The organism is Vibrio sp. KUL80, assembly GCF_059725495.1.
Map to the genome: position 1 here is coordinate 1,369,295 of NZ_AP045842.1, position 14,328 is coordinate 1,383,622.

Below are 14,328 nucleotides of genomic sequence, written 5' to 3' on the forward strand. Positions count from 1 at the left end.
TTGGATGGGCTTATTGTCTCAGAAAGGCGAGATTGTGCGAGTTAGTATCTATCAGTTATGCTAATAGGAGAGCTGCTATTGGAGCTCTCCTTAACGTCATAGGTTTTAAATAGCCTGAATGGCAACGGGCTTGAACCTTTCTCGAATTTGCTGGATAAGCACAAAGAACACGCTCGCCATAATGCAGCCAACAAACGTCGCAGTCACAATTCCGCCAAAGGAGGCCCAGCCCAGAGCTTGTTGACCACCAGAGCCTACCGCGCTAGCGAGCATCAGTGGAATGAGTCCAACACCGAATGAGAATGCGGTCATAAACACGGCGCGAGCACGTAAGCGTAGCGCTTGTACCGCTGCCTGTTTGATGGTTAACTCACCCTCATCTCGAAGTGTCTTGGCAAACTCAACGATAAGTATTGCGTTCCTCACTGTCATGCCGATTAACAAGATGGCAGATAGTTGGGTGAGAATGTTGATGTTACCGTTAATGTGAATCACGCCTTCCACAATACCAATAACCGCAGTAGGTACCGTTAGCATGATAGCTAGCGGAATAAGCCATGATTCGTACTGGGCAACCAATACCAAGAAGGTAATAAGCATCGCCAACCCCATTACGATAGCGACCGTATTTCCTGCACTAACTTCTTCTTTTGCCGCACCAGTGAACTCGACGCGGTAGCCAAACTCATCAGCTAATTCTTGTATAGCCTCAATCGCTTGACCGGAAGCGACGCTCGGGATGACGTCGATAAATACGCCTTGCTCTGCGTTGTAACGAGTGATGAAGTTAGGGACTTTGATCTCTTCTACATCGAAGAATTTATCGTAGGTAATGCGAGTCCCGTTGGACTTTGAAAGCCCTGTTTTCTTCAATGCTTCAGGATCCAGTCGGTACTTAGGGTCGTTTTGCACCATCACCTTGTAGTTACGACCACCCATGTTAAAGGTGTTGATGTACATCCCCCCAAAGTGAGTCTGCATTCCTGCTACAACGTCAGCGAAAGTAACACCGTACTTGAGCAGATCATCGCGCTTGATGTTGAGTTTCATTGAAGGCTTGGTAACTTCAAACTGCCCCATAGCAAGACCGATGCGCTCGTCTTCCATCAGACGTGTATTAAAGTCCATCGTCAGCTGATATAGCTCAGTTGGGTTGAGTTCTGGCGCGAGTAAAACAAAATTAACGCCATCCACCATGCCAAGCTCTGGGATCACTGGTGGTTTAAATGCGAACGCTTGAATATCGGTATTGGATGCAAGAACTCCATTCACTTGTTCTGTGATTGCAGCATCGCTTGCGGCTCGGTTTTGCATCTCATCAAGCGATAGCAACATCATGAAGCTGCTCATCTCAGCGGTATTGGTCAGCAAGTTGAAGCCTGAAGCCTCAACGCTGGTGGAGACGCCAGGTAGGGCGTTAAGCTGCTCTGTTAGTGAAGCGAGATACTCGTCTGTTTTAGACAAAGCCGTACCTTGAGGGAAACTGCCAACGACAAAGATTGCGCTAGTGTCTTCCTCTGGAAGTAAGCCTGTTGGCAAACTTGCTCCACGCTCAACAGATAGGTACAGGCCACCTGCAAGTAAAGCGATAGTTAGGATAGGGAGGCGAGTGGCGGTCCAAGCTAAACCGGTAAACGCTCTGATCTTTTGAGTGATCACCCATTCCACCGATTTCGCAATGACGTTTTTCTTTGGCGGCCTCATGAACAGTGCGCAGAGCGCAGGCGTAAGGGTGAGTGCTACCAATGTGGACACAACAATAGACGCACACAATACAATGCCAAATTCTGAATAAATCGTGCCCGCCATACCAGGGATAAACAGAGAAGGTGTAAATACGGCAAGCAGAACCAACATAGAGGCAATGATAGGGGAGAAAGTAATATCCAGCGCTTTGGAAACCGCTTCTTTTACCGTCATCTCTGGGTGTTCGTGAAGCTGGTGCTCTGCATTTTCAATAACAATGATTGCTGCATCAACGACGATGCCGATGGCCATGACCAAGCCAAACATTGAAATGATATTGATTTGAATACCCAGTCCGCTCATAACCGCAAAGGTGCCGATTAGAGAAACAGGGATTGCCGTTACCGTAATCAAGGTCAGTCTAAAGTTTTGCATAAAGAGGAGCGTGACCAAAGATACAATAGCGACCGCGAGCACTAGGGTTTCGAGTACGTTGTATATCGCGCCATCGATAAAGGTAGTGGCGTCATAAACCGTTTTGATTTGGTAGTCGCTTGGCTCGGCGAGCAGTGTTTTAATACCAGAGGCGACGTCCATAGCGTTGGCTTCTGGTGTCTTGTAGATGAACAGTACCGCTCCATCCGCATTCTCTCCGTATGCGTTGGCGGTATAGATTTCACTGCCTAGCTCGATATTAGCGATGTCTCTCAAGAAGATGGTTTTGCCGAGTGCATCTGTACGCACAACGATATTTCCAAACTCGCTCGGCGTTGCCAAACCACCTTCAACGGTAATCGGAAACTCTAGTTTGTCGTCAACCAAACTACCCGCAGAAGCAATCTTGTTCTGAGTAGCAATCGCGTCATTTATCTCGTTAACATTGATAGCGTAGTACTTCATTTTGTCTGGGTTGAGCCAGACACGAATGGAGTACTTCTTCTCGCCAAGCACGTCGATCTTTGACACGCCATTGATACGTTGGATTTTCTCTTTTAGCGGACCACCAGCAAACGCACTGATATCAATTGCTGAGGCGTTCCCTGAAGGGTCGGTAATCGAAATACCAAGCATCAAACCATTGGATAGCTTCTCCACTTTGACGCCGTTTCGCATCACATCGCCAGGTAGCTCTGGCAGAGCAAGATTGACACGATTCTGAACTAAGTTAACCGCTTTGTCTGAGTCAGTACCGCTCTCGAAAACGACTTCAAGGGTGTAGGTACCATCTGCGCCGCTGGTGGATTTCATGTACTCCATACCAGCCACGCCGTTGACTTGCTTTTCAATCTCTGGTGCAACAGATTTTGCCATAACGTCGGCACTAGCCCCGTCCATAAAGGTACTAACTTCGACGGTGACAGGAGCAACATCGGGGTATCGCCCGATGGGAGAATTAGCGGCAGAGATTGCCCCTATAAGTGAAATCAAAAGCGCAATGACAATTGCAAACTTTGGCCGTTCTATGAACATTTTAAACATGTCAGCTACCCATTGATGAATAATTGTGCCGAGTGTACGCCTCGGTAATTTCATTCTCAAATGAGCGTAGACTTCATCTATTTGTATTTAGATTGGTTAATATCGAAGATTCGAGTAACTAGTTTTTATAGACATCATGTCTCACGAAACTTGCGAAAAATAATCTTGATGTATTCATACAACCAATAGGAACTATTTTCTCAGTTTTGTACCGCCGCATTAAAGTGCAGCCTCATTTCTATCGTGCTCCATGCACATCAACATACAGAGAAAACAATGAAAAAAGTACTAATTGGCTGCGTATTAGCGCTCGGCGCACATTCTGCATTTGCGTATCACCCTTGTGAGCCTGGAAATGTCGTAACCGATGCAGTCGAAGGCGCAGTCGTTGGTGGTGTCGTTGGCGCCATTGCTGGGGATGCCAAAACTGGCGCTATGATTGGCGGCGCTGCTGGCGTAGTTGATGGGGCGTATGATGAGGCTGAGTGTGATGCTTTGATTGGCGAAGCAGTTGTTGAAGATGCTATCGTTTCCGACTATGAAGATAGCTTAGTTGATGATGCGATCGTGGATGCTGCCTTGGACGATGTTTGGTAGAGAAAATCGCTCGTATTGGCACTGTATTCCATTTGTAGTGTCAACACGAAAGGAGCCCCTGGCCGCTGGACTATAAGACGACCAAAACCCATAGTGATCGCGCTTACATTTTCAGAATGTCACAGAGATCATGTCAAATGTAGTAAGTCTCTGTTTTAATTTACTAATAGTTTGGTCAATAATCTCGTCGGAATAAATACTATAACTTTCAGTTAATTGAGCTCACCGCTCCGCCCCTTTAGGCTGCACGCGCACTTTAGGATTGAAGTGCTGTGGTCGCTAGTTTTCGAACCACACTGAGTAAGGACGCGCTTTTTAACTTCAGGGTGAGTTTACATGCGTGCGAGCATTTCCATTTTAAGCGCGGCTATCGCCGCGACGGTTTCTTTTTCTTCTTTTGCAGACCAAAACTCTGATAATGACGTTCAGGATATGTCTGATCCGTTAGCGGTATATACCCAAGCGGGCGCGGGTGCGTCAGATAAGGGCCTCAACATTAAAGTAGGGCGAACTTATGATACGGGCAACTCTGAAACGATGGCAATGAACATCATTGAGGTGAAGGGTATCGCTGGTGAATATTTAGGCTGGTCAGGTTCAAGCCATCGCGATAATTCAATTGATAGCGTTCGTTTTCGCAATTTTAGCGTCAACACGACCAATGGCCGTGGCGCTCAAATTGATCTTAATTACAACGTTGAGCAAGAGAGCCTAAATGCATCGTATAGCTTTATTCAAGCGCTGCCAAAATTGGGCAACTTGAACCTATACCCGCTAGCGGGGCTTGGCGTAAATGTGCAAAATGGAGAGTTTCCTGGTTGTGCTAATGTCGGCGTAGATTGCCAAATCGATCAGCAGAACATCGGTTACACCATCCCAGGAACCTACGCGGTTGTGGGTGCTTATACTAAGTATGCGATTACCGACAAACTATGGTTAAACTACAATCCTATGTGGCTGACAACGATCTCAGGTTCAAAGTCCTATGTTGAAAATGCTTATGGTCAAGGAATGGGTTCTATTTTCACTAACGAGTTTGCTGTGTCCTATCAGTTCACACCACGTTTTAATGTTCGCTATTTTGCTAACTGGACTCAAGAGCAAAGCTATTTCGACGGCGATCAAAGAGTGGAGTTTAACTATCAGTTCTAGAAGCTGCAGCTTTGACGAGTGGTTAGATTAATTTGTTGGTTGAGCAAGGAAGCTCTATTGGGAAAGAGAAGATATTCATTCCTTCGAATATCTTGGAATAAGAGGAAGTTTAAAAAATTAGAACGGGAAGACGATGCCAACTTTACCGTAGGTATTACGTTTGTCTGTGCCGTGTTTACCTTCGTTACCAATCTCAACATAAGGGATCATGTTGTCGATAGCATTGAACGTCGCGCGTAGCTCAACGTTGTAGATCATGTCTTTGTTTTTGTCGCCAGCAATCACTTTTTTCTCATGTTGCTTCTGACCAACTAACTTAGCGTTTAAATACATGCGTTTAGTAAGTTGTCTACCAGCAGCTAGGTCAAAGCGAGTGATGTCACCGCGAGCATTGCCATTGTTTGAGTTTAGGTCAATATCCTTACGTAAGCGAAGTGATGTATCAAACATATCAGCAACGTTACCGCCTACAGTAACACCGAACTTGTTCTGGTCGTTCACATTGCCTTGAACACTTTTCTTATCGACGAACTCGTATTCACCTTTTAGCCAGAAGCTTTCAAAGTCGTGTTTGTAGTTAACGTTATACTCGTTCTCAAAGTTTGCTTTGCGCTTTGCCGAAAGACCAAATCCCTCGTAACCCACGAAAGCTTTGATGCCAGAACCGTTAGTGGTTGTGTATTCTTTTACACCGTCAACGAACTTAGCATCTAGCTCGATACCGCCAGTCACGCCCTCAGCCATTGCGTTTACAGAGAATGCAGATGTCATAGCGAGAAGGATTGCTGTTTTTTTCATTTTCTTATTACCTATTTTATTGTTTTCGCTCCTGTAATTGGAGCGGCACAAAGGTACCTAGAAAACGCAATAGGTCTAAGTTAGGAACTATTCGGTATTTTGATTGGTCGGGGAGTTTTTGTATTGTAAGAGCCCCCCCTCCCAACCTCCTCTTAGTAAGGGAAGGAGCAACAGGCTCGCTGCGCAACGCTATTTAACTTAGGCGATGCGACGATAGGAGCTAGCCTGCAGTTCTCCCCATTGATAGGAGGAGTTAGAGGGGGTAAAGCGGCAGGGTGAGATCGTGAACATTTTTCAATCAAAATCACGATCGATTTGACGATCACATTTAGCTGTGATCATATACTCCCTTTTTTAGGGAGAGCATCATGCACATTGACCACTTCAAAGAACATTTTCAAACGATTATCGACCAACGGCAAAGTGCAAAGGTCACATATTGCTTGTTTGATGTCCTTTTTGGGTCGCTATGTGCGGTAATTGCAGGCGCGAAAGGCTGGTTTGATATTCGTGAATACATTCTCGGTCATCATGATTGGTTTAAGCGTAATGACCTGTTTTTGAATGGCATTCCTGCGGATGACACGATTGCTCGTATCATCTCTACCATTGAACCTGAGCAGTTTCATGAGTGCTTCGTTAACTGGATGTCATCAATACATACTCTTACAGAAGGTCAAGTGATTGCGATTGATGGTAAAACACTTCGCGGTTCATATAATCGTGAAGACAGGGCGAGTACGATTCATATGGTCAGCGCTTATGCGTCGTCAAACAAGCTCGTAATGGGACAGCTAAAAACTGAACAAAAAAGCAATGAAATTACCGCGATACCTGAACTTATAAGGATGCTCGATATCAAGGGCGCTCTAGTAACTATTGATGCTATGGCCTGTCAAACCAAGATTGCTAAAGCCATTGTAGAACAAGGTGGAGACTACTTGCTTGCCGTAAAGAGCAACCAAGGAAAACTCCGACAAGCAATCGAAAAAAGCATTCTCTTCCCAGCGAGTTAATATGGCTGATGACATCTCTCTTGAGCAGGGACACGGCCGCATAGAATCTCGCCAATGCTATGTTTATGACAGTACAAAGCTTGACGGTAACTTCTCTCGCTGGAAAGGCTTGAAGAGCATTGTAATGGTTGAAAATTTTCGCCTTGTGAAAGGTAAACCTGTCGACCTAGAGTACCGTTATTACATCAGCTCCAAAGAGCTTAGTGCAGAGCAAGCAGCTATGGCTGTCAGAGAACATTGGGGCATAGAGTCAATGCACTGGGTGCTTGATGTCACCATGAATGAAGATGCGTGCCAGATATACAAAGCTCACGGTGCAGAGAACCTATCATGCCTACGTCATATGAGCTTGAACATGCTCCAAGAAGAGCCAACCAAGCTAAGCATCGTAGGGAAGCAAAAGCGATGTATGATGAATACGTCCATGCTAGAGGCTGTATTAAGTGCTGGTTTTAGTCAAGTGGCGAAAAACTAGACACTCATGCGCTCGCCCTGGGTAAAGCGGACTCAAAACTAGCGTATATAGCTCGATTAAAGCTTAACGTTTCACTCCTTCCGGCTACGCGCCCCGCTTCTAAGGTGAGAAGCCAGAATTCTGTAAATAGACAGGATTCAGAGATTTATCAAATATCCCAAGTATCGTTCCTCAATCCCTCGTCTAAACTTAACAAAGCCCACACCTATATACGTGTTATCGAAACATGGAGCATAACGATGAAGCCAATCTTGATCATTTCCCCTCTTTTTTTGCTGGCTGCATGCAGCGCACCCTTAGACCAAGTATCTGGCGTATCAAGTGATGATCTTTGTACGGCACTACAAAAGGGTAATGTGGCAGAAAATAGCACCATGATTGGTGACGAAGAGGTGACGATGGACAGCGTCTACGGCGAGCTAACACAAAGAAAGATTAACCCGTACGCGAGAGGGTGCTTTGGCAGTCAGGAAAAGGCGGTGGAGTATCGAAAACACCAAGAAAAAATTGTCTCAGAGGCGTTAAATTATTAAATTTTAGGCAAAAAAAAAGCACCTCAACTAAGTGAGGTGCGGTAGACCCAAGTTTCCGTTCCAAGTTCCAATCAGAGTTCCAACTATGCGCGGGTCCAAAAAGGGTTAACGGGTTGTATTACAAAGCATTCAAGTATGCCTTCAAGGCTTTTAATCGAACGGTTGCTCCGCCGATAATGTCCATAAATCCGAGCTTTGGCGTAGGTTTAGTGGCTGAAATCCAACCTGAACCTGTGGCACCAAGCGGTACGTTGTAGCCCTCTGGCTCATTAAACTCAATGATGACTGTACGTCCGTGGGTACTGGTGTTGTTACCAACATGCTGTCTAACATGCTGAGTTGAACCATGTGCCGACACCGCTGCTTCACCAGTGTTGCTTGTTACACTGTGTACGCGTCCTCTAAATACCTCTCCCGGATGCGAGTTGACAAAGAACTCCGCAAACTGACCTTGTTCGATGTAGCGATACGTTTGATCACTCACTCGCATTTCGACAAATTTTCGACTGGTATCGAACAAGTGCAAGTTACCAGTGCGTGAACCTTCGGCAATATTGATAACACCGACAACGCCGTCAAACGGTGCTCTCACTTGATTACGGTCGTTCAACCATTGCTTTTGGTTGATCTGAGCCTTGATACCGTCCACATCAGATTTTGCCGCCATTAAGTCCGCAGTGCCTTTTTGAATCTGGGTGTATAATTCATCGCGCTCTTGTTCTGAGCTGAACTCATCTAGATTCACTAGGCGTTTGTAGTTCTTTTCATCAATAGAGATTTGCTCGCGAATACTAGTAATGCGGTGCTCTGCAGCAACTAAACTGGATTGTAAGCTTTTAAGCTCTTCATCCGTGTCTTCTGACTCTAGGGTGTACAGTAAGTCACCTTTCTTAACTACTTGGTTATGGGTCACATAGATATCTTTAACCTGTTGACCAAAAAGCGGGCTAAGGACTGCATGCGGTGCTTTTACCGTGGTGCTGTCTGTGAGGTCGGCAGGCGACCAAAATCGGTGTGCGGTAAATAGCATGAATGCTAGAAATGCACCAAAGCCAACACTGATAACCGCATTTCTGAGCGTCCACTTTATGACGCCAAGTTTCACGAGTAACCAAATAATCAATACGTAAGGCAGCATGATCTCTTTCATTACGCTTCCTCCGACTCTTTCTTGCCGTGGATACCCACATTGATGACTTTACTCACTGCACTTGCTACTGCTTCCCAGTTGGTAAAGGCGATAATGACGGCGAGTACCCACCATAGTTTGTCGATAAACAGACCGCAGAGTGACAATGCAAACACCAGGTTTGCTTGCGCACTTTGCATGTATTGACTGCGATGTACCGCCACTTCGTGCAATTGCCAAAGAAGATAAAGTACGTATGTGATGATTGAGAGGGTAATGACAAATATCATTCCCATAAAAAATTCGGAGTTAAGCAGACCTAAGATATTAGGCAGGTCTTGTGAAAAATACTCCGCAGGCAAAGCCTTACCATGGACGGTAGAAAGCTGCGCAAACGCGTAGCTCAGCGACAAAAAGCCGCCGACGATAACGATTGATTTAACACTCAATCGTAATGCTGATTTTAGTAGTCTGACCATGTCAGCTCCTTCATTCAGGCTCTCCGTAGCTATGTGATTGGAAAACACCCCAAGTCATTTTTATTTAGTCTCTATTGCCTTGGGTGTGAACATAGTAACTAACGGTTACTTTTGGATACATAGCCTGAACTTGGCTTTAAACATAAATATGGTTTATGAATCATGCTGCTTTATGGTGAGTAGGGATGGGGGAGATGGATGAGAGAAAACAACGGTTTGAGCGTCTAACGCGCAAAGTGATGAATTATTCACCGAACAAACTGATTTCACTACATTTATCCAACGAAACGCTATACAAGCCTAAAATCGTCAGTTAATATTTCAACATCCACTAATTAAGTGGATGTCAATAAATGCAGCAACACGCCGCATTATCGATGCCGAGATGGTGAAATTGGTAGACACGCTAGCATGAGGTGCTAGTGCCTTTGGTGTGAGGGTTCGAGTCCCTCTCTCGGCACCATTATTCCTTTCCTTATACTACCTACAGACTACAATGCAGAACAAAGGATCCAGTTCAAAGCAAATGAGTACGTCTAACTCGGAATCAATACGTCTATTGACCGAGGTGTCTTTGCACGCCCTTTTATATCTTGAATTTCAAAAGCTTGATCGCAAATCTCCGTACTTCGACCGCGAAAAGAAGAACGAGTTACTTGTTCGTTGGCTAAAACCCAAGCTAAAGAGCAATAAGTACAAAGCGATTCGCAAGCAGTTGAAGACGATGAGTCTGCAAGCTAAAAAGTCTCAGGTAGATCTAGAGGATGTGCTGCTTACAGCCGTAGAGGCTAAACCTGAAGCACTGCAGCCTCACCTAGATAGCTACTTGCTACTGATCCGAGAAATAGAGAAGAAACTGGGTACAACAGCGCTTCTTTCTACACCTGAAGATGTGGATCTTAGCCATGACGAAAATGGCTGTTTACTTTGTGTGTTGTCCAATGATCTCAATGCTCACTTTGGCACGAAGAACCAGCTTGTTGCCGACATCTCCATCCTGTTCCGCGGCACTGTGCGTGAAAAGCACCTGTTCTTAGGAACAATCTATGCGAATGAAATCTTCGGTTATCAGATCCAATATGAAGACGAAAACTTCGTTCGTATCTCTTTGACGCTCAATAAGTAATGTCATAAAAAAGCCCAGCGCAAGGCTGAGCTTTTATACTGGTTTGACAGCAATCAATCCTCAATTGGAACCACAAGAACATCCACTGGTGAGCTATTGATAACTTGTCTGGAAGCAGACACAATTTTGCTCCAGAAATCATGGTGGTGACCGCAAATTAATAAATCAAAATCATTTTGCGCAATCGCAACTTTCAATTTGTCACCAAGGTCGCCTGTGCCAATAATAAAGTGATTTAGCTCGCACTCGGCATACTCTGCAAAACCATGTAACTGTTCCATCGCTTCGATGTTTAGCGGCCGTTGCTCAGGGTCGTCTTTCAAGTCAACTAGGTCTGAATATATTTCACCGTGTGTGCCATCAATATGGATAAATGAAACATCGGCGTCCAATAGTTTTGCTAGAAAAACAGCCCTATCAATCAACACATTACTTTCAGGAGAAAGCTCAAGTGCCACTAGGATATGTTTGTATTTCATAACCACGCCCTCTTGCCGTATAACCTACCTCAATCATAGTCTTAAATCAGAAAAATTTGTGTCTAACAGATCTCGTATCGGCGATTAAGTGAACGAAAATTGATCTAGAGATGCATACCGACAGTATTGTGGAAGATTTTGCCCATAATGTCTGGGGGATTTGGCTCTTTTTCTTCTAGCGCTTTAGCTCTAATCTACACCTCGCCGACACGAGTTGGCTATGGGTTAACAAGCGGTTTGCGATGCTGTAAATCACCGAAACATTCGCTGAAGCCCCAATTTTGTAGTGAATATATAGTGGAGAGAGCACAGTGACTCATCAAATCATTAAAGATCTAAACAATCGTTACACAGCTAAAAAATACGATGCGGCTAAGCGTATTTCTGCAGAGGATATGGAAGTAATCAAAGAGGCAATTCGCTTGTCAGCTTCTTCTATCAACTCACAGCCGTGGAAGTTTATTGTGATCGAGAGTGATGAAGCGAAGCAGCGTTTCCACGACACTTTTGCAAACATGCACCAGTTCAACCAACCACATGCGAAAGAAGCGTCTCACACGATTCTATTCGCACACAACCCGCACTTTACCAAAGATGACTACAAAAAAGTGGTAGATGTGGAAGTAACATCCGGTCACTTGCCAGCAGACATGTACGACCAAATGCTAAATGGTGCGTTTGGCTTTGCAGAGCTAAACACCGATGAAAACGGCTTTAACGGTCAGTGGACGAAAGCGCAAACTTACATCGCGTTAGGTAATGTACTTCATACTCTTGCGCGCATGGGCATCGCATCTACTCCGATGGAAGGTGTTGACCCAGAGATGATTGGTGAGATCTTTAAAGACGAACTCGGTGGTTATGTGTGTGACTTTGCGCTTGCACTTGGCTACCACAAAGAAGGTGAAGACTATAACTATGGTCTGCCTAAGTCTCGTTTAGCTCAAGAAGATATCATTACGGTTCTTTAAACCTAAACAAATAAATAGAAAACGGCCACTAATCTAGTGGCCGTTTTTTTACGCTTGAAGTAGCAACCCACTAAACCCAAGACCAATAAACAATAATCCCGTCAGTCTGTTAATCGTGACTACATACCGCTTTAAGAACCTAGCGACTTTTTCCGTCGCAAGAGATAACAAAAGGTGAATAGAAAGGGTAATTACTACCAATTCCAAAGTTAGCAATGCTGCTTGCAGCGCGAAGTATTGTTCACTTTTCACGAAAAGAGGAAACAGAGCGCCAAAAAAAACAATAGTTTTTGGATTCAATAGCGAGATCAGAACTCCGCTCTTGTAACCGTATGAACGTGCCTCAATCATCGCTTGGCTTCGTGAATAATAAATCGCACGACAACCAAGGTAGATAATATAGCTGCTGCAAAGCCCTGTCATGACTTGGTAGGCGAGGTCATTAGTATGAACTAAGGTCAGCAACCAAGAATTGGATAGTATAGAAGCAAGCAAAAGCCCAGTGGAAATGCCGAGAATGACTGGAATTGTACGTTGCATATTCTGGTTCAAACTGTTGCTCAATACTGCCAACATCCCCGGTCCAGGGGATGCCGCTGAAGCTATGCAAATGGTGATAAAGGCTAGCTGACTTTCCATTTTATTCCTTGATGGCTGTCATCACAGTCATTGGCCAGTTAAGTGCCCACCCTTGCGGTGTGCGTCGTATGCCGAGTAGGCGCTCAGCATCATCCAAACTGTGTTTGTGGGAATACTCAGGCTTGTTTGAATGAAGTAGTGACAGAAAGACACCGATATCTTCTTTTCGCTCAAAATGCCACTGCAGTGCTAAATCTGTGAACTTGGGCTCACTCCATCCGGTCAGTTTGCACAAACTCTTGGCGTATGGTTTGCTCAAAAAACTTACTTCGTGCCCTGTTGTGCATGAAATCGCCACATGCTCATCAAAGTAGTCCGATAGCTTAGTACCACTGAAGATGTCACAGATCACCAAGCGTGCACCAGGCTTGGCGAACTGTGCTAAGTTGCCCAATACTGCTTCTTTACTTTTTACATGGTGAAAAGCACCGCGTGACCAAATTGCGTCGAGTGCTACGCCTTCAGACAGAGAAATATCTTCAGCGGGTCTTTGCATTATGGTGATGTTTTCACTGGCTCGATCATAGATGGGTCTTAATTGATCTGGAGAGGGATCAACAACAAAAAGTCGTCCTTCTGGACCAATGGCGGTAGAAATGTCGAATGAGAAAAAGCCGCTTCCCGCTCCAATTTCTAGTATTGCCTCACCACATTGAGGGGCAAGAAAATCAAACATCATTAAGGTGTCTTCTTTCCAACACTCTGGAAATTGATTCAAAGCCAATTTGTACGAACGAGATCGTTCTGTCGAGAACTCGACTTGATGTAACTCCATTTTATTTATTACTCCAACTAACCTAGCTACTGACGTTGTTATTTTATTAGTTTATGCAGCAGCCACTCTAATGAGCCTAGAGTCAGTTATCTTGTAAAAAATTGCTGTTGGTAAGTCGTTGGGTTGATTCCCATCGCGCTGACGAAGGTTTTATGGAAGTGACTTTGATCATGAAAACCACAAGCTAGCGCAACGTCGATGGGCTTGTTGCCAGCCTTTAATAAGGATTTAGAGTAGCTGATCCGCTGTTGGACTTGAAACTGGTGAGGGGTAACGCCTAAATGACGCTTAAACTCATGAATTAAATGATATTTACTCACACCAGTTAATTGCGCTAGTTCATCGAGAGCGACCTTTTTGGTGCAGTTATCAGCGAGGTAGTCACGGGCGATAATGATGTTGGACTTGGCATTGGAACCATCTGTAGTAGCAAGTCTCGATGAACCGTATTGTAGGATCATTTTTACCAATAGTAGTTCTAGATGGCTCTCCACCTCTAGCTGTTCGCCGCCGTTGTTGATGGTTGAAAACAGCAGATGCATTTGCCGTTTTAACCGCTCATCAGAGATGGTGCTATTACGAAATGTTGGCAGTCCATCCTTTGCGTACATCTCTTTGTAGATGTCGCGGACTTGCTGTTCGCTTGGATAGATACCGCGATAGCGCCATCCTTGTTCACACCCTTTGCTGCCAGTATGGATTTCGTCTGGGCTAATGACACAAATATCGCCACTAATAGCATTATGGGTTGCACCTTTATGAAAGAATTGCTGAACGCCTGCATCAACCAGCGTAATCACAAATTCTCCATGTGCGTGTTTGCCAAATGTGGTATCGACAAATTGTGCGTTGATGACATCCATTCCATCGAATGCCTCAAAGCTTGCCAGATGACAGAATTCTTCTTTAGACATTTAACTCAACGTTCCTTGTATGACTCCATGTAAAAAATAGCGGTGTGCTCATATGCAACACCGCTATTTCTGTGGAGCCT

At 44.8% G+C, this 14,328-nt stretch carries 13 protein-coding genes, 1 tRNA gene and 1 pseudogene; 7 read left to right on the forward strand and 8 right to left on the reverse strand.

Annotated elements, in window-relative coordinates:
• Positions 1-105: 105 nt before the first annotated feature.
• The gene (locus AC6I8U_RS22610) at positions 106-3,165 is read right to left on the reverse strand and encodes an efflux RND transporter permease subunit (protein WP_498018615.1); all 3,060 of its coding nucleotides are present in this window, start codon (positions 3,163-3,165) and stop codon (positions 106-108) included.
• A gap of 276 nt (positions 3,166-3,441) precedes the next feature.
• Here AC6I8U_RS22610 and AC6I8U_RS22615 point away from each other — a divergent pair, with 276 nt between their 5' ends.
• Positions 3,442-3,762, forward strand: a complete 321-nt coding sequence (locus tag AC6I8U_RS22615; protein WP_498018616.1) for a hypothetical protein — start codon at positions 3,442-3,444, stop codon at positions 3,760-3,762.
• 336 nt (positions 3,763-4,098) lie between these two features.
• Complete coding sequence (locus AC6I8U_RS22620; protein ID WP_498018617.1) at positions 4,099-4,914, forward strand: hypothetical protein; 816 nt, start codon at positions 4,099-4,101, stop codon at positions 4,912-4,914.
• Positions 4,915-5,031: 117 nt separating this feature from the next.
• Here AC6I8U_RS22620 and AC6I8U_RS22625 read toward each other — a convergent pair whose 3' ends face one another.
• Positions 5,032-5,712, reverse strand: a complete 681-nt coding sequence (locus AC6I8U_RS22625; protein WP_498018618.1) for a hypothetical protein — start codon at positions 5,710-5,712, stop codon at positions 5,032-5,034.
• A 368-nt stretch (positions 5,713-6,080) separates the two neighbouring features.
• Here AC6I8U_RS22625 and AC6I8U_RS22630 point away from each other — a divergent pair.
• Positions 6,081-7,203: pseudogene (locus tag AC6I8U_RS22630) on the forward strand (ISAs1 family transposase).
• 239 nt (positions 7,204-7,442) lie between these two features.
• The gene (locus tag AC6I8U_RS22635) at positions 7,443-7,736 is read left to right on the forward strand and encodes a hypothetical protein (protein ID WP_498018619.1); all 294 of its coding nucleotides are present in this window, start codon (positions 7,443-7,445) and stop codon (positions 7,734-7,736) included.
• A gap of 118 nt (positions 7,737-7,854) precedes the next feature.
• Here the strand turns inward: AC6I8U_RS22635 and AC6I8U_RS22640 are convergent, their stop codons facing one another.
• Both AC6I8U_RS22640 and AC6I8U_RS22645 read right to left on the reverse strand, forming a co-directional pair.
• Positions 7,855-8,886 carry an HlyD family secretion protein gene (locus AC6I8U_RS22640; protein WP_042470807.1) on the reverse strand — a complete coding sequence of 344 codons (1,032 nt, stop codon included), beginning with the start codon at positions 8,884-8,886 and terminating at the stop codon, positions 7,855-7,857.
• Positions 8,886-9,344 carry a magnesium transporter gene (locus AC6I8U_RS22645; protein WP_498018620.1) on the reverse strand — a complete coding sequence of 153 codons (459 nt, stop codon included), beginning with the start codon at positions 9,342-9,344 and terminating at the stop codon, positions 8,886-8,888. Before AC6I8U_RS22645 ends, AC6I8U_RS22640 begins: the two co-directional genes overlap by 1 nt.
• A gap of 379 nt (positions 9,345-9,723) precedes the next feature.
• Here AC6I8U_RS22645 and AC6I8U_RS22650 point away from each other — a divergent pair.
• Together AC6I8U_RS22650 and AC6I8U_RS22655 are read left to right on the forward strand one after the other, a co-directional pair.
• A tRNA-Leu gene (locus tag AC6I8U_RS22650) sits at positions 9,724-9,807 on the forward strand.
• Between the two features lie 63 nt (positions 9,808-9,870).
• Positions 9,871-10,470 (forward strand): DUF2913 family protein, encoded by a 600-nt coding sequence (locus AC6I8U_RS22655; RefSeq protein ID WP_498018621.1) that lies wholly within the window; start codon positions 9,871-9,873, stop codon positions 10,468-10,470.
• Positions 10,471-10,523: 53 nt separating this feature from the next.
• Here AC6I8U_RS22655 and AC6I8U_RS22660 read toward each other — a convergent pair whose 3' ends face one another.
• Entirely contained in the window at positions 10,524-10,949 is a 426-nt protein-coding gene (locus AC6I8U_RS22660; RefSeq protein ID WP_042470815.1) for a universal stress protein, read from the reverse strand.
• Positions 10,950-11,260: 311 nt separating this feature from the next.
• Here AC6I8U_RS22660 and AC6I8U_RS22665 point away from each other — a divergent pair, with 311 nt between their 5' ends.
• Positions 11,261-11,920: a nitroreductase family protein gene (locus tag AC6I8U_RS22665; RefSeq protein ID WP_498018622.1), complete on the forward strand. Its 660-nt coding sequence runs from the start codon at positions 11,261-11,263 to the stop codon at positions 11,918-11,920.
• Positions 11,921-11,968: 48 nt separating this feature from the next.
• On the opposite strand, the gene AC6I8U_RS22670 is transcribed toward AC6I8U_RS22665, so the two are convergent.
• The 3 genes from AC6I8U_RS22670 to AC6I8U_RS22680 all read right to left on the reverse strand — a co-directional run bounded on the left by AC6I8U_RS22670 (position 11,969) and on the right by AC6I8U_RS22680 (position 14,248).
• Complete coding sequence (locus AC6I8U_RS22670) at positions 11,969-12,559, reverse strand: LysE family translocator (RefSeq protein WP_394150130.1); 591 nt, start codon at positions 12,557-12,559, stop codon at positions 11,969-11,971.
• A 1-nt stretch (position 12,560) separates the two neighbouring features.
• Positions 12,561-13,334 carry a class I SAM-dependent methyltransferase gene (locus AC6I8U_RS22675; protein ID WP_498018623.1) on the reverse strand — a complete coding sequence of 258 codons (774 nt, stop codon included), beginning with the start codon at positions 13,332-13,334 and terminating at the stop codon, positions 12,561-12,563.
• Between the two features lie 86 nt (positions 13,335-13,420).
• The gene (locus AC6I8U_RS22680; protein ID WP_498018624.1) at positions 13,421-14,248 is read right to left on the reverse strand and encodes an AraC family transcriptional regulator; all 828 of its coding nucleotides are present in this window, start codon (positions 14,246-14,248) and stop codon (positions 13,421-13,423) included.
• Positions 14,249-14,328 lie beyond the last annotated feature (80 nt).